The following is a 17594-nucleotide window of genomic DNA, read 5'->3' as shown; positions in this document are numbered from 1 at the left end:
CTTCCTTTGCCGAGGGTGGACGAAAACAAGACAGGCTGCCGGAAGGGCAGCCTGTCGGCGGCGCTGTAAACGCGGTTTACAGCTTGATCAGCGTGCTCTTCAGCTCAGTGTATTTTTCCAGCGCGTGCAGCGACTTGTCGCGGCCGTTGCCGGATTGCTTGAAGCCGCCGAAGGGGAAGTTCATGTCCCCGCCTTCATCATAGCAATTCACCCACACCGTGCCGGCGCGCAGGCGGCGCGACACCTGGTGCGCGGTGCTGACGTTGGAGGTCCACACCGCGGCCGCCAGGCCGTAGTCGGTGTCGTTGGCGATGCGGATGGCGTCTTCCACGTCGTCGAAGGTGATGACGGACAGCACCGGGCCGAAGATCTCCTCGCGGCAGATGGTCAGATCGGCGCTGGGGCAGTCAAACGCCGTCGGTTCGATGAACAAGCCGGTGTCGGCGTGGGCCGCTTTGCCGCCGAACAGCTTCTTGGCGCCCTCGCTGTCCCCCTTGCCGATATAGGACAGCACCTTGTCGTACTGGATGCGGTCCACGATGGCGCCCATATTGGTGGCCGGGTCCAAGGGGTCTTGCGGATAGTAGCGGGCCGCGGCCGCTTCCAGCTCCTGCAGGAAGCGCGCCTTGATGTCGCGGTGGACCAGCACGCGGGAGCCGGCGGTGCAGACTTCGCCCATATTGTAGAAGATGCCGCCGGCGGCGGCGCGCGCCGCCTGGGCGACGTCCGGGCAGTCCGGCAGGATGATGTTGGGCGATTTGCCGCCCAGCTCCAGCCAGACGCGCTTGAGGTTGGATTGCGCGGCGTAGCCGGCGATCAGCTTGCCCACGCCGGTGGAGCCGGTGAAGGCGACGCAGTCCACGTCCATGTGCAGCGCCAGCAATTTGCCCACGTCGCCGGCGCCGGGCAGCACCTGGAACACGCCGTCGGGAATGCCGGCCTGTTTGGCCAGCGCCGCCAGGCGGATGGCGGTGAGCGGGGATTTTTCCGAGGGCTTGATGATCACCGGGTTGCCGGCCGCCAGCGCCGGGCCAAACTTCCAGCTGGCCATCATGATGGGGTAGTTCCACGGCACGATGGCGGCCACCACGCCGATGGCTTCGCGGGTGACCAGGCCCACCACCTTGGGGTCCACCGGCGCCACTTCGCCGCCTATCTTGTCTATGGCTTCGGCGAACCATTCCACGCAATAGGCGCTGCCGGGCAGGTCCACGCTGAGGGTGTCGCTGATGGGCTTGCCCACGTCCAGGGTTTCCAGCAGGGCCAATTCATCGCCGTGCTCGTAGATCAGCGCGGCGAAGCGCTTGAGGATGCGGCCGCGCTCGCGCGGCGGCAGGCCGGACCAGGCGCCGGAGTCGAAGGCTTGGCGCGCGGCGCGCACCGCGCGCTCCACGTCGGCCTCGCCGCACCAGGCCACGTCGGCCAGCTTCTCGCCGTTGGCGGGGTTGTTGCAGGCAAAGCTTTTGCCGTCTTGCGCCGCGCAGTACTCGCCGGCGATGAAGGCGCGCCCTTCGATCTTCAGTTGAGCGGCGAATTGCTTCCATTCGGCATGCGTTCTAGCCATTTACTCTCTCCTTTGATGATCCTGCGCCGTCCGTTGGCGGCGCCGGTATCGCTTGACGCGGGTTTGACTGCTTTGTCGTCTGTCGTGGGCTTGGAGCCGGCGGGGCGGGCAAAGCTCCCCGGCCTGGCCTTATGGCCTGCTGGTCGCCGGATGCGGTCTTGCCGGCGCTTCTTGTTCTTAATGGTTCTTAGAATGTGGGCGGCGAACTGGCGCTGACCACCTCGCAGGTTTCGGCGCCGACGTTGCGAAAGCGATGGGGCAGCCGGCTGTCGAAGTAATACGCGTCGCCCGGCCCCAGGATGCGGCTCTCGTTGTTCACCGTCACTTCTATACTTCCTTTGATGATGACGCCGCCTTCCTGGCCATCGTGCGTCAACATGTCCGGCCCGGTGTCGGCGCCGGTTTCGTAGACTTCGCGCAGGATGGCGATGTCGCGCTTGTCGTGGGCGGTGCCCACCAGCAGCAGCCGGATCTGCTCATTGCCCAGATTGGGTAATTCGTGGGCCTGGTAGAACACGCGCGCCTGTTCCGGGTCGGAATCAAAGGTGAAAAAATCCGCCAGCGTCATCGGCAGCCCTTCCAGCACCTTTTTCAGCGAGCTGACCGATGGGCTGACCCGATTTTGTTCGATCAGCGAAATGGTGCCGTTGGTGACTCCGGCTCGTTTGGCCAGTTCCCGCTGCGACAGCCCGAAACGATCCCTGACCATGCGTAATCTCGCGCCAACGTCCATGGATTCCTGCTCCGTCAGTATGTTAATAATTTTAGACGCTTTATGATAATTATTTTGTACGGACTCTGCACTACTTGCTGCGACGCAAAATCGAATATCTTTGCATCGGTGGGGGTTTATAGTCAGAATCAGAAACAAGGGGCAAGCGTATTGTGAATTTTCTTAAACGCTTGCGCGGCACTTCCGCAACAAATCTAAGTGAGGAGAGCGACATGCTGATCGGTGTTCCCAAGGAGATCAAGAACCACGAGTATCGTGTTGGCCTAACCCCGTCTGGAGTCCGGGAGTTAGTCGCCAACGGTCACAAGGTTTTGGTCCAGACCCAGGCCGGCCTCGCCATCGGTTTCACCGATGAACAGTATATCCAGGCCGGCGCCTCCATTGCCTCCAGCGCCGAAGAAACCTTCGAACGCAGCGACATGATCGTCAAGGTGAAAGAGCCGCAGCCGGTGGAATGCCGGATGCTGCGCCGGGATCAGCTCCTGTTCACCTATCTGCATTTGGCGCCGGACCCGGAGCAGACCAAATTATTGCTGGAATCGGATGCCATCGCCATCGCTTACGAAACCGTCACCGACGAGCGCGGCGGCCTGCCGTTGCTGGCGCCGATGTCGGAAGTGGCCGGCCGCATGGCGATACAGGCCGGCGCGCACGCGCTGGAAAAGGCCCAGGGCGGCCGCGGCGTCTTGCTGGGCGGCGTGCCGGGCGTGGCCCCGGCGCGGGTGGTGGTGATAGGCGGCGGCGTGGTGGGACTGAACGCCGCGCGCATGGCCATGGGCGCCGGCGCCGAGGTCACCATTCTGGACAAATCGCTGCCGCGCCTGAAGGAAATCGACATGGTGTTCGGCGGCCGCATCAAGACGCTGGTGTCCAACTCCGCCAATATCGAAGACAGCCTGCGCGAGGCGGACCTGGTGATCGGCGCGGTGCTGATTCCGGGCGCGGCGGCGCCCAAGCTGGTGACGCGGCCGATGCTGAAAATCATGAAGCCCGGCGCGGTGCTGGTGGATGTGGCGATAGACCAGGGCGGCTGCTTCGAGACCAGCCGGGCCACCACGCACCAAGACCCCATTTACGTGGTGGACGGCATCGTCCATTACTGCGTGGCCAATATGCCCGGCGGCGTGGCGCGCACCTCCACTCAGGCGCTGACCAACGCCACCTTGCCGTACACGCTGGAGCTGGCCAACAAGGGCTGGCGCCAGGCTTTGCTGGACAACGCCCATCTGCGCAACGGCCTCAACGTCTGCCGCGGCCGGCTCACTTACCAGGCGGTGGCCCAGGCGCTGGGCCACCCGTTCATCGACCCGATCGAAGCCATCAAGGCGGCTTCCTGACCCGTATCAAGGATTCGAAATGTTGCAAGCTATCATCGGCATACCCTGTGACATCAAGATGGTAGGCCCGCTGCCCTTCCACTCCGTGGGCGAGAAATACATCGCCGCCGCGGCCGGCGGCGCCGGCGGCGTGCCGGTGCTGCTGCCGGCGCTGGGCGACAAGACCGCGCTGAGAGACGTGCTGGAACTGGTGGACGGCGTGTTGCTGCCGGGCTCCCTGTCCAATGTCGAACCGCACCGCTACGGCGGCGCGCCCAGCCGGCCCGGCACCATGCACGACCCCATGCGCGACGCCACCACGCTGCCGCTGATCCAGCAAGTGCTGGAGCAGGGCATTCCCCTGCTGGGCATCTGCCGCGGCTTCCAGGAAATCAATGTGGCGATGGGCGGCGAACTGTACCAGCACGTGCAGGAAGAAGAAGGCAAGCGCGACCACCGCGAGCCGGACACGCCGGATCTGGATGCGATGTACGCCCTGTCCCACCCGGTGCGCTTCGCCGAGGACGGCCTGCTGCGGCAATGGACCGGCCAGGAGTCCGCCATGGTCAACTCCCTGCACCAGCAGGGCATCAAGCGGCTGTCCGATCGCCTGATCTGCGAGGCCGTCGCCGACGACGGCCTGGTGGAGGCCTACCGCGTGCGCGACGCCAAGGGCTTCGCCTTCGCCGCGCAATGGCATCCGGAATGGAAGTACTGGGACAACCCGCTGTCCATGGCCATCTTCAAAGCATTTGGCGACGCCTGCCGCCAACGCCGCGAACAGCGGCAACGCGGGCCGCAATTAACCGAGACCTTGTGTCACCACTCGGAATAACACACACAGAGGAAGAGAACATCATGACCCATCAGATCAATGAATGGCTGCGAGAGCACCGGATCACTGAAGTCGAGTGTATCGTCCCCGACATGACCGGCGTGGCGCGCGGCAAGATCGTGCCCAAGGACAAGTTCGTGTCCGACCCGGAAATGCGCCTGCCCGAAGTCGTGCTGATCCAGACTGTGACCGGGGACTACCCCGACGACAGCATGCTGGACCTGACCGACCCGGACATGGTGCTGGCGCCGGATCCGAACACCCTGCGCTTCGTGCCCTGGGCCGTGGATCCCACCGCTCAATTGATCTACGACTGTCTGCGCGCCGACGGCAGCCCGGTGGACGTGGCGCCGCGCAATGTGCTCAAGCGCGTGATCGGCCTGTTCGACGAGATGGGTCTGGAGCCGGTGCTGGCTCCGGAAATGGAATTCTACCTGCTGTCCCCCAATCCGGACCCGGACATCCCGCTGGCCGCGCCGGTGGGGCGCACCGGCCGCGCCGAGTTCGGCCGCCGCTCCTACTCCATCGACGCGGTCAACGAGTTCGACCCGCTGTTCGAAGACATCTACGACTACTGCCACGCGCAGAACCTGGAAGTGGACACCCTGATTCACGAGGTGGGCACCGCGCAGATGGAAATCAACTTCCTGCACGGCAACCCGCTGGAACTGGCCGACCAGGTGTTCCTGTTCAAGCGCACCGTGCGCGAGGCGGCGTTCCGCCACAATATGTACGCCACCTTCATGGCCAAGCCGATGGAGAACGAGCCGGGCTCCGCCATGCACATGCACCAGAGCCTGGTGGACAAGAACACCGGCCGCAATGTGTTCACCAATGAGGACGGCAGCCCGTCCGACCTGTTCTTCCACTACATCGCCGGCCTGCAGAAATACGTGCCCAAGTCCATGCCGCTGTTCGCGCCCTACGTGAACTCATTCCGCCGTTTGTCGCGCTACACCGCGGCGCCGACCAACGTCGAATGGGGTTACGACAACCGCACCGTGGGCCTGCGCGTGCCGCATTCCTCGCCGGCGGCGCGCCGCATCGAAAACCGGGTGCCGGGCGTGGACGTCAATCCCTATATCGCCATGGCCGCGACGCTGGCCTGCGGCTACCTGGGCATCATCAACAAGCTGCAGCCCAGCGAGCCGCGGCAGACCGATGCCTACGAGCTGCCTTACCAGTTTCCCAACTCCTCGGAGGAGTCCTTGCAGCAGCTGGCGTCTTGCAAGGAAATGGCCGAGGTGCTGGGCGAGCGCTTCGTCAGCATGTACGTGGGCATGAAGGAGAAGGAGTTCTCCGAATACTTCCGCGTGATCAGCCCGTGGGAGCGCAAGTTCCTGCTGCTGCACGTGTGATTTAGCTATGACATTGGGCTGATTTGTCCGTTAGAATCAGCCCGGACAGCCAGGATAAGCACTGAAAATACGCCAATGGCGAAGGAGGGGCGGCAGAGAACATCTCCGCCCCGTTGGAGAATACTGGAAGGAAGTCCTATGCAGAATCAACAACGCACGACCGAACAATGGCGCCAACTGGACGCAGCGCATCATCTGCATCCGTTTACCGATACCCAATCGTTGAACCAGCAGGGCGCGCGGGTGATGACTCGCAGCGAGGGGATTTACCTGTGGGATTCCGAGGGCAATAAGATCATCGACGGCATGGCCGGCCTGTGGTGCGTCAATATCGGCTACGGCCGCAAGGAACTGTCCGATGTGGCCAAGAGCCAGATGGACGAACTGCCCTTCTACAACACCTTCTTCAAGACCACCCACCCGGCGGTGGTGGAACTGTCCCACCTGCTGGCGCAAGTGACGCCGGCCGGCTACGAACATGTGTTCTACACCAACTCCGGCTCCGAGGCGGTGGACACCATGATACGCATGGTGCGCCATTACTGGGACGTGCAGGGCAAGAAGGAGAAGAAAACCCTGATCGGCCGCTGGAACGGCTATCACGGCTCCACCATCGGCGGCTCCAGCCTGGGTGGCATGAAGTATATGCACGAGCAGGGCGACCTGCCGATTCCGGGCATGGCCCACGTTGAGCAGCCGTGGTGGTACAAATACGGCAAGGATCTGAGCCCGGACGAGTTCGGCGTGGTGGCCGCGCGCTGGGTGGAAGAGAAAATCCTGGAAATCGGCCCGGAAAAAGTGGCCGCCTTCGTGGGCGAACCCATCCAGGGCGCCGGCGGCGTGATCATCCCGCCGGCCACTTACTGGCCGGAAGTGGAACGCATCTGCCGCAAATACGATGTGCTGCTGGTGGCCGACGAAGTGATCTGCGGCTTTGGCCGCACCGGCGAGTGGTTCGGCTTCGAGCACTTCGGCTTCCGTCCGGACATCTTCACCACCGCCAAAGGCCTGTCCTCCGGCTATCTGCCCATCGGCGCGGTCTTCGTGGGCGAGCGCGTGGCCCAGGGCCTGATCGCCGGCGGCGATTTCAACCACGGCTTCACCTACTCCGGCCACCCGGTGGCCAGCGCGGTGGCGCGCGCCAATGTGGAACTGCTGCGCGACGAAGGCATCATCGACCGCGTCAAGAACGAAACCGGTCCCTATATGCAGAAGCGCTGGCGCGAGACCTTCAGCCAGTTCGAGCACGTGGACGATGTGCGCGGCGTCGGCCTGATCCAGGCGTTCACCCTGGTCAAAGACAAGAGCAAGCGCGAGCTGTTCCCGGAGTTCGGCGACGTCGGCCTGATGTGCCGCGACATCTTCTTCGGCAACAACCTGATCATGCGCGCCTGCGGCGACCACATCGTGTCCGCGCCGCCGCTGGTGATCAGCAAGGCTGAAATCGATGAAATGCTGGGCGTGGCCGCGCGCTGCATGGAGACGTTCGAGCGCAAATTGAAGGACAGCGGTCTGGTCTGAGCGGAATTCGCGCATGGGCCGGCATCAAGCCGGGGCGGTCAGCCCCGGCTTTTTTCTTGGGGCCAGGCCGCTGCGGCTCGCGGCCGCAGGGTGACGAGCGTTCCCATGCGGCGCTCGCCGTGTCGCTGAGGCGCAGCGGGCTTTGAACGGGTTCTCAGTGCCGGTAGGTGCTTAGCCTGACGCCGCCCTCGGGCGTGAAGCTCGCATCCAGCAACAATTCGCCGTGCGGTTTCAAGCGGCAACGCAGCCGGTAGCGCAACACCATTTGCTCGTGGTCGCCGCGGAAATCGACCTCGACCGCGTCCAGCCTGGGTTCGTAGCGCAGCAGGGTCTGCTCGATGCTGCGCATCAGCTGATGGGCGCTGGCGGGCAAATGGCGATAAACGTGGCCCAGGTCCGGCAGGCCGTAATCGGGCAAATGCTTGAGCGAACCGGCGCGCGCGTTCAGGATGCGCCGAATGCTGTCCACCACGCTGCGGGAGAACTGCTGCTCCGGCGCAAGGCGATCCAGCGCTTGGCCGTCGGCAAACTGCCCGGTCAGCATTTCATACAGTGAAGCCCCCATGCTCAGCCCTCCGCCCGACGGCGTTCCAGCGCATAGCCGCGCAACTCCAGTTGCAGCGGCTTGTCGTTGTCCAGCTCCTTCTTGTCCAGCAGCAGCCGCCATTGCCGTTCCGGGCCGGCTTGCCGGAACAGCGCGATCACGCCGACGTAGGCCGCGTCCTGGCGGTAAGGCTCGCGCAGGCTGACCGCCGCGCCCGGCCGCAGCAGTACTTGGTGGCTGGCCAACAAGTCGTCGGCGAGCACGGACTGATCCTGCTCCAGCAGCGTCGAGTAGGGCGCGGCCAGAAAGGCGGCCTTGTCCTTCAGCTGATACACCCTCACCACCACCGACAGCGGCCGCTGCCCGGCTTCGGTGTTCAGCTCCTCGCTCGCGATCAAATCCAGGTTCAGACGCTCGACGCGGGTGAGGAAGATCTTTTGAGCGGCGCTGACGGTGACGTTCTTGGTGCTTTGCCACAGGCCGCAGCCGCTCAGCGGCAGCGCCAGCCCCAGCCAGACCAGTCCGGCGCTCAGGGCGGGAAGGCGATGTTTCATCCGGGTTCTCCTGGCTGCCGGTCGCAGACGTCCGACAGCGGTTGATAATGACCGATGCGCAAGCGGCGCCAGCGCCGGCCCGCCTCACCGGCCAGGGTGGCGCCCAAGCCCAGCCTGGGCCGGGCGCGGGTGTCCAGGCGGCTGGCCGGCAACCAGTTGGCGGGCAGCTCCAGCCAGATTTCCGCCTCCAGCCGCCATCCCAGGTAAACGCGGGTCAGCGCCAGCACATCCCGGTGCAAGGGGCCGCCGGGCAACAGGGCGGGCACGCAGTCGGCCTGAGCCGGGCGGACGGTCACGGCGATCGCGTGATTGGCGGCGCGCAGCCGGCGGCCCAGGACGAATTCGCCGGCGCGCAGCGGCGGCCGGGCGGAAAGAGGGGGCGGCTCGTCCAGCGCCGCCCAGCGGGGCAGGAACTCCCGCACCCGGATGTCGGCCGCGGGCAAGGCGTGGCGGATCACGCTGGCCAGGCCGGAAGCCGGCCGGGTGCGCTGGCCCAGCAAGGCGAGCAAGCCTAGCATGCGCCCGGCGGGCAGCTGCCGGCGCTCAGCCGCCTCGCCCACGCCCATGCCGATCAGGCCCAGCAGGGCCTTGGACAGCGGGTCGCGCGCGCCGGGCCGGAAGGCCAGTGGGTAACGGTATTTGCCCCAGGCGCGATAGAGCAGGGCGGTGAGGCGATGGCTGAACAGATCCAGCATCGCCGCCAGCGCTTCGTGGCCCTCGCGGCGGGCGGCGATGTCGTCCAGAAAGTAATAGGGCAGCACGGCGTCGACTCCGTAAAGCCCCATGAAGGCGGTGCGCAGCACCGGAGGGCGGCCGGTGTCGGGGTCGGCCGGTTCGGCGCGGACGATCTCGCCGGCGGGAAAGCCCAGAGACGGCGAGGGCAGCAGCCGCACCGGCTCGTCGGCCGGGCTGTCGGCCGCGCCCAGGCGCCGGTCGCCGGGCAAGCGCTCCAGCACGCGGCAGAATTGAAAAAAGTTGTACGAGGGAGCGGATTGCAGCCAGGCGTAAAATTCGGCTTCTGTCATAGCGGAGGCGCCTCCGTCTTGCTGTCCGGCCAAGAAACCCGTTCGTTTTCCGGCAGGATGCGCAGTTCGAAGCGGGTGAACAGATTCATGTCGGCGTAGGCGGCGAAGAAACGGTGCATCAGATCCCCGAACAGATGGAGGTCGCCCGGTCCGGCGAAGCAGGTCCGGTCCACCGCCAGCTCGATGCGGACCCCGCGCTCCATGCAGCCTTGCTTCACCCGGCTGACCAGTTGATGCCTGACCTCCAGCAGTCCGTTCAGCCGTTGGCGGTTCAATTCGTCCTCGGTCCAGTCGTACAGCGCCAGCGTGCCGCGCAGTACTTCCACGTCCAGCAGCGACAGAAAGTTGGGCGCCAGGTGCGAGAGCACCCGCCATTGATAACGGTCTTCCGCCTGCGGGTAGCAGGGAAGGGTGGGCGGGGTCAGATTGGCGATCCGGGTCAGCGGCGTGGACGGCGAGCGCTCCAGGATTTGCGCCTCGCGCAGCGCTTTGCGCGGCAGCATGCCGTTGGTGCCGGTGACGCGCAGCGACAGGATCTCTGCACGCCTCGCCGCCGACGGCGAATCCCATAGATGGCCGCCCAGCACCAGCCAGGTTTCCGGCCTGCCGGCCGCGCCAAGCCGGGTTCGGGCATGGTAGAAGCGTTCCGGCGCCTCGTCGCGCAGCATGCCGCCCCGGTGCTGGAAGCTGGAGAACGGCAAGTAGGCGTGGCGGCCGCCGTTTTCGGTGTCCATGGAGACGACCTCGTCCACCGACCAGGCCTCGATCTCCGGCCCCTGGCTCGCCAGCGGCACCACCCGGTATTCATGGCTCAAGTGGTCGACATGCAGCGGCTCGGCTTCCAGCGGGAACAGATTGATCGCCGGCACGCAGTGCAAGCGCAGATTGTCGGCAGTGAACGGCATGTCCGCCGGATAGCGCTGCGTCAGGGTCAACTCCAGCGCAAAGCCGGTCGCGTCTCCGGGCAGCAGAGCGGCGTCCAGCCCGGCCAGATCGAGAAACTGGAACTTTTCGCGGAAGCAAAAGTACTCCAGCAGCAGCTGATAGCCGCCAAAGGCGTTGTCGGCCTTGGGCCAGAGCCGGTCCGCGTCGTCGAAGCCCGCCGGCTCGAAGCGCAAGGCCGGCGCTTCCCGGGGCGGATGCGGGGCCTGGCCCAAAGGCCGCAAGCGCGCGCGGCCCAACTGCCGGGTCAGCGCGTGACGCAGCGCGAAGGCGATGGGCGGATCGGCGGCGAGGAACAAGCGCAGGCGGGACAGGTCCAGCGCCTCGCGCTTGGCCGCCGCGCCCAGCTCAAAGCGCAGCTCCAGCACCGAGCGTCCTTCGCCGTCCAGACGCGCGCCGGCCTGGCTCAGCAGCAAGGGTTGAATCGTCGCCGGCTGGGTGGTGCGGTAGGCGCAGCGCACCCCGCTCGCGCCCAGCGGCGCGGTGCGCACGCTCAATCCGGCTTCCACCGGTTTGGCCTGTTGCAGCGCATGGGCGTCGGCGCGCAGCTCCAGCACGGTCAGCGACGGCACCATGCGCAGATAATGCGGCCACAGCATATTGACCAGGCCTTCGGTCAGTTCCGGGAAGTCGTCGTCCAATTTCTGGCGGATGCGGCCGGTGAGAAAGGCGAAGCCTTCGAACAGACGCTCCACATACGGATCGCGCTTGCCCACCCGGTCGATATTCAGCAGGGCGGCGCGGTCCGGGTGGGCGCGGGCGAACTCCTTGCCGGCTTCGCGCAGATAGCGCATTTCCGCTTCGTAATAGCGCAGGGTCAGGTCATCCATAGACGGCTTTCATCGGCGGGTGGGAAAAGCGCCGCTCGCGGCGCGGACGGCTTCACGGCAAGGCCCCGGACAGCGCCCGGGCCGGGTCCAGCGCGGCCAGGCGCGCGTTGAGCCGTTCCAGTTGCTGGCCCAGGGCGGCGCGGTCCGCGTCCTTGCGCTGCATGCGTTGGCGCAGCAGCCGCGCCAACTGCGCCAGCAGTTCGAAGGCCAGCTCCGGTTCCCAGACGTCCAACTGGTGGCCGTCCGCCTGGCGCAGCAGCGCCTCCAGCAAATGGACGGCCATTTCGGCGCGGCCGTGGCGTTCCGCCAGCCGGGCCAGCAACAATTGCCGCAGGCAGCGTTCGCGGCCGCCCGCGGCGGCGGGCAGGGCCTGCACCCAGGCGAAGGCGGCGGGCAAGCCCTGCTGCGCGGCGATGGCGTGGGCCTGGGTTTCGGTTTCCGGCCAGTCCGCGCGGTCGTCCGCCGCCGGCGCGGCGAGAGCGGCGGAGTCCGGCCGCCGCCATTGCGCCAGCCATTCCAGCGTGGCGTCCTCCGCGAACGGACTGCCGTCGCTGAAGCTCAGTTTCTCCACGCCGGGCAGCCGCTGGCACAGCCGTTGAATATCGTCGCGGATCAGCTCCGCCAGCGGCGCGGTCATTTCGCCGCCGTGCTGGTAGGCCAGCCAGGCGTAACGCTGCAGGTCCAGCCACCAGTGATTGGCTCCTTCCGCGAAGGCGCTTTCCGCCCGCTCGCTCAAATCCCGCCATTGTTGTTGCAAGAGCAGGCGCTTCAGTTGCTGGCGCAGCTCGGCGCGCGGCGGCGGCAGCCGGCTGCCGCCGTCGGCGTCGCCGGGCGGCGGGCTGCTCAGCGCCTCCCAGCGCACGGCGCGCAGCAGGCGCAGGGCGGCGGCCTGGCCTTCCGGCTGTTGGCGCAGAAACACCGCCATCCGGCGCGCCTGCTCCAGCAGTTCGCGCCAGGAGCCGACATCGTCGGCGCCCGGCGGCGGCGCGTCGGCCGTTGTGGGGGCGGGGGCGGGCGCGTCCATGGCCGCATTGCCGGCGGCGGGGCTTGGCAGGCGCGGTTGAAGGCTGCGGCCCAGGGCATCCAGCCGCAGCGGCGGCGCCGGGCTGTCGGCCGCGAGCCGCTGCAGCAGCAGCAAGGCGGCCGCGGCCCGCCGCCACGCTTCGCCGTCGTCGTCTGCCAGCACCGCCAGCTGATCGGTGAAGCGTTCGCTGGCCAACCACTCCAGCGCATTGCGCCGCCGCGCCGGCTGGCGCGGCCAGACCGTGTCCGGGTAGCGCTCCAGCAAGGCGGCGCTCAGCTCCAGCCCGTCCGCCAGGCCGGCCACGCCGTCCTGGCGCAGCCGGGCGCAGGCGTAGTAGGCGGCCACGCGCAAATCCTTGCCGCGGGTTTTCAGCAAGGTTTCCGCATGCGCCAAGGCCAGCGGCGCGTTCATGCCGGAGAGGCGGGTCACTTCCTCTTTCAAGGCCTGAAACTCGTCGTCGTGGGACAGGTCCTCGCCGCAGGGCGCGGCGTCGGAAATCGGCTTCAGCCAGGCGGCCCAACGCGGCAGCCGCTGGCGGGCTTCTTCTTCCGGCGCGGTGTTCAGGCCCAGCAGCGCGCGCACCCAGCTCACTGGCACCCTCGCGGCGTCTTGCCGGACGGCGTTCGGCGCGCGGACAGCGTGGCCGGCCGCAAACCCATCCGGTAAGCCTGGACATTGATGGCGAGCGCGCCGCGGCCCGGCAGCATGGCGCGGCAGGCTTCGCCTCGCAGCGGATATTCGCGCCGGAGAATGCTCAGTTCCTCCTCGCTCCAGCGGTGCGGCGGCCTCAGGCCCAGAGCCTTGGCTTGAGCGTGGATGGCGGCGGGGCTGCGATCAGGCAGCAAGCTTTGACAGGCGGCGCCTATCAAGGGGTACTCCTGGCGCAGCACTTCCAGTTCGCGCGCGTTCCATTCGACGAGAGGTTTGTGTGTCGGCAAGGACTTGGGCGTCATGATTCGCGTCTCCTCAAGGTTGGGGCCGCCGGGCCGGCTTGGCCGCGGCGGGCGGCGAGTTAGGCTCCACGATAAAAATCCGCGCCGGCAGCTGGAACTGGATCAGCTGCAACAAGGCCAGCGGGCCGGCTCCGGCCTCGCTGCGCAGCTGGTAGCGTGCCTGATGCCCGTCCGGCAAGGCCCAGCTCAACTGCCAGCTGGCGCGGTCAATCTGTTCGCGCTGGGCCTGCTCCAGCAGGCGCAGCACGCCCCAGCGGCCGGGATGGTCCTGGGTCTGGCGCAGGCCGGTCTTCTCGGTCTGCCATTGCAGGCTGGCGCCGGCCTTCAGCGGATCGCCGGGCCAGCTCAGCGCCTTCCAGCTTGTCATCTGATTGAAGTAGTGCAGGCTGTGCTGATCCAGTTGCAGCAGGGTTTTCTCCAGGCCGATGGTGGCGGTGGGCTTCAGTTCGAAGCGGATGCCGGCGTCGCCCTGGGCGTAGAGCAGGCTGGACAGCCGCGACAGGCGGTTCAATTCGTTGAGGAAGTTCAGGTCGAAGCGCAGCGCCTGCGCCGCCGCCGGGTCCGGCGACCATTGATCGCCTTGTTGTTCCAGCACCCCGCCCAATTGCTGGCGCACGAACTGCTGCACCAGGCCGTCGCCGGGGTGCAGGAAACGGCCCAGCTCCGGCAAGGAGGCGTCGGCGTCGCTGCGGTGGAAGGGGTAGCGGCCGGCGAAGCTGGCCTGCCACGGCCGGACAATGCTCTGGTCCCACAGCTGGTTGAGGCTGGCCGCCGCCGGTTGCAGCAGGGTGTGCCAGGATTGGTCCAAGGGTTGCAGGAACAGGTGCCGGCCCAGGCCCTGCCAGTCTTCGCCCAGGCTGGCGGCCAATTGGGCGGCGTAATCGCGGCTCTCGGCCAGTTCGCCGCCCTTGCCCTGGAACACCGCCTGCGCCAGCGCGCGGGCGGCGGCGTCCGGGTCCGGCGCGGCGGCCACTTGCTGCAACTTGAGCCGGGTGGCCGCCACCCGCTCCAGATAGCGTTGCAGGCTGAGCGCGGAGCCGTCCTGGCGTTCCTCCAGCAGTCGCAGCAGCGGGCCGAAGCTTTGCGCCAGCGGCGCGGCTTCCTGTTTGCCCGTTGCCCCCTCCAGCTGCGGCGCGCTGGCGTCGGCCTTGCCCAGCAGCGCCTGGGCCTTGTCCACCAGATTGGCGCCCAGGCTGTCCACGCGCTCGCCGGTGCGGGCGTTGTCGCGCACCAGCGCCATCAAGGCGCGCAGCGGCGAGCGCTGCGGATCGGCGTAGACCTGCAATTGCTGGGCGTTGGCGGCCAGCTTGGCCTCCGTCTGCCAGGACACCGCGTTGAGGAATTGTTGCCAGGCGCGGGCGTAGTCGGCGAAATAGCGCTGGCGCAGCGCGGCTTCCAGCGCCTTGCCGGCGCTGCCCTGACCGGCCTCGCCGGCGCCCAGCACCCAGTCGCCGGCACTGCCTTGGCGGCGGTGCGCGTTGGCGAAGGCGGCGCGCAGATGCTCGTCCCAGGCTTTGCGGGTGAACACGCCGGGCAGGCTGGATTCGCTGCGCCACAGGCCGCGCAAGTCCTGGCCCGGCAGCAAGGCGGCCAGCGTCTGCGGCGGATGCTTGGCTTCGGCTTCGGCCAGGATCTGCTGATAGCGGGTGTCGTCGGCCTGTTGGCGGCCCAACTGGCCGATCAGGGTCTGGCGGCTGGCCCCGGCCAGCGCCGCGTCGGCGGGGATGCGCCAGGCGGGCTGGCCGGCCAGCCGCTCGGCGTAGAACTGCGCCATGGCGCGCAGCAGCGCCGGGGAGAAACCGTCATTTCGCGCCGCCAGCTGGGCGGCGAGGAAGGCCGGTTCGGCGCGCGCCGGCTGGTCCAGCGTCAGATAGGCTTTCAGCGCCTGATAGCCTTGTTCGGTCCGGGCCGGATCGGCGGCCAGTTCCGCGCTGGGGGTCTGGTTCAGCGCTTGCAGCTGCTGCGCCCAGCGGCCGCGCGCCGGTACGATCAGCGCCTGGCCGATGGCGCGGGCGTAATGCGGCCGCAAGCGCTCCAGCAAGGCGGCGTCGCGGTTCAGGCCGAAGCGGGCCGACCACGGCGCGCCGAGTTGCTGGCGGGTTTCCAGCTTCTCCAGCAACCGTTGCAGCCGCAGCGCGCTGTCCAGCGTGGCGGTTTTGGGCTGGGCGTTGACGGCGGCCTGGGCCTCGGCGATCAAGCCATGGTTTTGATAGGCGGAAACCAGCATGCCGGCCAGCCAGAACAGGCATAGCGCGCCGATGACGGCGGCCAGCCGGCGTTGCCAAGGGCGGCTGCGGCGGCGCGGGGCAAAGGCGGAGCCCTGGCTGATCGCGCCGCTCCACAGCCGGACGTCGGCCGGCCAGGTGGCCAAGGCCAGCGCCTTGACGGCGGAGGGCGCGGCCAGGCCGTCGCGCCAGCGCTGCCAGGCGGAGGCGAGTCCCTGAAGCTCGCGTTCCAGCCACTGCGAGCAGCGCAGCAGAAAGGGCTGGGCCGCCGCGCCGGGGTGACGCGGAATGCCGCGCAAGGGAAGCAGATCGGCCCAGGCCCTGGCCTGAGCGGCCCAGCCGTCGGCGTTGGCGGGAAGCGTGGGCAAGGGCCAGCCGGCGATGCCGGGGCCGGCGTTGTCGGGCGCGCGCTGACACAGGGTCAGCGGCAGGGTCCAGCCGCAGGCGATGGACAGCTGTTCGGCGCGCTCCGCCAGCGCGGCGGCGTCGGCGGCGTCGGGGAGCAGGGCGATGACGGCGTCGGCGGGCGTCCGCCAGCGTCCGCGCAGCCGCCGCCAGCCGCCTGGAGGCGGGGCGGCGGAGGCGTCGATCAAGACCATGCCGTCGGTTTCCAGCCAGGGTTGCCGGGCCAGCGCCGGCACCGCCTGGTGGACGGCCTCGGGCGCGCCGCAGAGCAGCAGCCAGTGCGGACGCTGCCGGGCCGGGCGCTGGCGCCAGTCTTGGGCGATGAGCGCCAGGCCGGCCCAGGGAGTGGGCGGGGTCGGCGCATCGGCGTCCGGCAGCCGGGGCGGCGGGGTGCCCCAGCGCAGCACCCGTTCCAGGCCGGACAGCAGACCTTGCTTCTTGAGCAGGCGGAACAGGCCGTAAGCCAGCAGCCCGGCGGCGGCCAAGGACAGCAGCGGCCACAAGGCCGGGCGGCTGTTGCCGGCGGCGTCGGCGCCGATCCAGGCGTCGCGGTACAGCCAGAGCGGGATGCCCAGCAACAAGAGCAGCAGCGCCAGCGCCAACAGCATGATCAGCAGGCCATGGGGTTTTGAAGGTGCGCTCATGCCTTGTCCTTATTGTTGGAGAGTGAGGCCGTCGGCAGCGCCATCCCGGCATAAAGCACGCTTTGCTCTTGCAAGAGCCAGCCACAGGGTTGCCGTTGGGCGGCGGCGTGGATGGCGGCCAGCGTGCACAGCGCCGGGCCGTCCAGTTCCGGCGGGCCGTTCCACCATGGCCGCAGCGCCTTGTCCGGCGCGGGCCAGGGGGCGGCGGTCGGCGTCAACTTGTCCAGGCCCAGGCAGACGGCCGGGGCTTGCTCGGCGTTGCGCGTGGCGCCGTCGCAGACATCCTCGCCGCCGTCGCTCCATTCCGGCCGGCTGAATCGCACCGTGTCGTCGGCACTGGGGCGGCGCAGCAGCCAGGCGAAACCTGCTTGCCGCGCCGGTTGCGCCGGGTCCAGCGCCAAGCCGGCGCATAGCACCGCCGCCGGCGCGGAGCCGTCCGCCGTCGGGGTGTGCAGCCGTTCAATGGCCGTGTCCAGCGTTTGCATGGACTCCCAGCGCCTTAGCGAATCCACGTTCAAGCCGGACCAATGCGCAAGCAAGGCATCGATAAACCGGGTTCTGCCGGCGTCGGTCCCTTGCCAGTACAGTTCCAGCGCCAGCGGCGCGGCGGGGCAGCGGGGATGGGTCAGCAGAGACTGGGCCAGCCGGTTGGCTAGACGGGTCTCTATTTCGGCGTGGCCTGGCGCGGTTTCCCAGCCGGGCGGTTGTTGCCGCAAGGGCGCGGGCGGCGGCGGCGCGGCGGCCGCGCACAGCGCCGCCCATTCCGCCGCGCCGCGGGCTTGCGGCGTCAGCAGCGCCCAGGCGGCCAGGCTGGCCGTCTGGCGGTGATGGGCCAGCCAGTATTGCTGGCGCTGCGCCAACTCATCCTTGAAGAAGGCGGCGTCATTGTCCGCCGAGTAATAAGCGACACCGCGCAGACAGAGCAGGAAGGCCCACAGCAGCGGGCCGAAAGCCGCGGTCCAGAACCAGAACTCCAGCGTGTTGGTTGGGGCGTCCGCCGGCCAGCGCCATAGCGCGAGGCCGGCGCCGGCGGCGCAGAACAACAGCAGCAGCGCCGCCCAGGCCCATGGCGACAGCCGCTTGGGCGGCGGCAATAAGGGCAAGCTTGGCCGTACGCGCAT

The 17594-nt window shown here is 67.8% G+C and carries 14 protein-coding genes; 4 read left to right on the top strand and 10 right to left on the bottom strand.

Going from position 1 to position 17594, the window contains the following annotated elements; translation table 11 throughout:
* Positions 1-76: 76 nt before the first annotated feature.
* The gene (locus JC616_RS14090; RefSeq protein ID WP_227103744.1) at positions 77-1564 is read right to left on the bottom strand and encodes an aldehyde dehydrogenase; all 1488 of its coding nucleotides are present in this window, start codon (positions 1562-1564) and stop codon (positions 77-79) included.
* Positions 1565-1751: 187 nt separating this feature from the next.
* Positions 1752-2297 carry a cupin domain-containing protein gene (locus JC616_RS14085; RefSeq protein WP_048412316.1) on the bottom strand — a complete coding sequence of 182 codons (546 nt, stop codon included), beginning with the start codon at positions 2295-2297 and terminating at the stop codon, positions 1752-1754.
* A gap of 212 nt (positions 2298-2509) precedes the next feature.
* Here JC616_RS14085 and ald point away from each other — a divergent pair, with 212 nt between their 5' ends.
* From ald to JC616_RS14065, 4 genes are all read left to right on the top strand, one after another.
* Positions 2510-3634, top strand: coding sequence for an alanine dehydrogenase (gene ald, locus JC616_RS14080; RefSeq protein ID WP_107799477.1), 1125 nt, complete (start codon positions 2510-2512; stop codon positions 3632-3634).
* A gap of 19 nt (positions 3635-3653) precedes the next feature.
* Positions 3654-4448 (top strand): gamma-glutamyl-gamma-aminobutyrate hydrolase family protein, encoded by a 795-nt coding sequence (locus JC616_RS14075; RefSeq protein WP_107799476.1) that lies wholly within the window; start codon positions 3654-3656, stop codon positions 4446-4448.
* Between the two features lie 23 nt (positions 4449-4471).
* Positions 4472-5806, top strand: coding sequence for a glutamine synthetase family protein (locus JC616_RS14070; protein ID WP_107799475.1), 1335 nt, complete (start codon positions 4472-4474; stop codon positions 5804-5806).
* 138 nt (positions 5807-5944) lie between these two features.
* On the top strand, positions 5945-7327 hold the full coding sequence (locus JC616_RS14065) for an aspartate aminotransferase family protein (RefSeq protein ID WP_227103743.1): 1383 nt from the start codon (positions 5945-5947) through the stop codon (positions 7325-7327).
* Positions 7328-7481: 154 nt separating this feature from the next.
* On the opposite strand, the gene tssE is transcribed toward JC616_RS14065, so the two are convergent.
* Genes tssE through JC616_RS14025 form a run of 8 tightly spaced genes read right to left on the bottom strand, consistent with a single transcriptional unit; the run spans position 7482 to position 17594 of the window.
* Positions 7482-7892, bottom strand: a complete 411-nt coding sequence (tssE, locus tag JC616_RS14060) for a type VI secretion system baseplate subunit TssE (RefSeq protein WP_107799473.1) — start codon at positions 7890-7892, stop codon at positions 7482-7484.
* A gap of 2 nt (positions 7893-7894) precedes the next feature.
* Positions 7895-8425: a type VI secretion system lipoprotein TssJ gene (tssJ, locus tag JC616_RS14055; RefSeq protein WP_227103741.1), complete on the bottom strand. Its 531-nt coding sequence runs from the start codon at positions 8423-8425 to the stop codon at positions 7895-7897.
* Positions 8422-9450: a type VI secretion system baseplate subunit TssG gene (gene tssG, locus JC616_RS14050; protein WP_227103738.1), complete on the bottom strand. Its 1029-nt coding sequence runs from the start codon at positions 9448-9450 to the stop codon at positions 8422-8424. Before tssG ends, tssJ begins: the two co-directional genes overlap by 4 nt.
* Entirely contained in the window at positions 9447-11222 is a 1776-nt protein-coding gene (gene tssF, locus JC616_RS14045; protein WP_227103736.1) for a type VI secretion system baseplate subunit TssF, read from the bottom strand. The genes tssG and tssF overlap by 4 nt, the downstream gene beginning before the upstream one ends.
* A 52-nt stretch (positions 11223-11274) precedes the next feature.
* A complete protein-coding gene (tssA, locus tag JC616_RS14040) occupies positions 11275-12837 on the bottom strand; it encodes a type VI secretion system protein TssA (RefSeq protein WP_227103734.1) in 1563 nt (520 codons plus the stop codon).
* Positions 12834-13199, bottom strand: a complete 366-nt coding sequence (locus JC616_RS14035; protein WP_227103731.1) for a hypothetical protein — start codon at positions 13197-13199, stop codon at positions 12834-12836. The genes tssA and JC616_RS14035 overlap by 4 nt, the downstream gene beginning before the upstream one ends.
* A gap of 13 nt (positions 13200-13212) precedes the next feature.
* Positions 13213-16473: an ImcF-related family protein gene (locus JC616_RS14030; protein ID WP_227103729.1), complete on the bottom strand. Its 3261-nt coding sequence runs from the start codon at positions 16471-16473 to the stop codon at positions 13213-13215.
* The gene (locus JC616_RS14025; protein ID WP_227103727.1) at positions 16470-17594 is read right to left on the bottom strand and encodes a hypothetical protein; all 1125 of its coding nucleotides are present in this window, start codon (positions 17592-17594) and stop codon (positions 16470-16472) included. Before JC616_RS14025 ends, JC616_RS14030 begins: the two co-directional genes overlap by 4 nt.

The organism is Chromobacterium rhizoryzae (genome assembly GCF_020544465.1).
GTDB lineage: Bacteria > Pseudomonadota > Gammaproteobacteria > Burkholderiales > Chromobacteriaceae > Chromobacterium.
The sequence above is the reverse complement of the archived record's forward strand: the minus strand, read 5'-3'. Positions and strand labels throughout refer to the sequence as shown.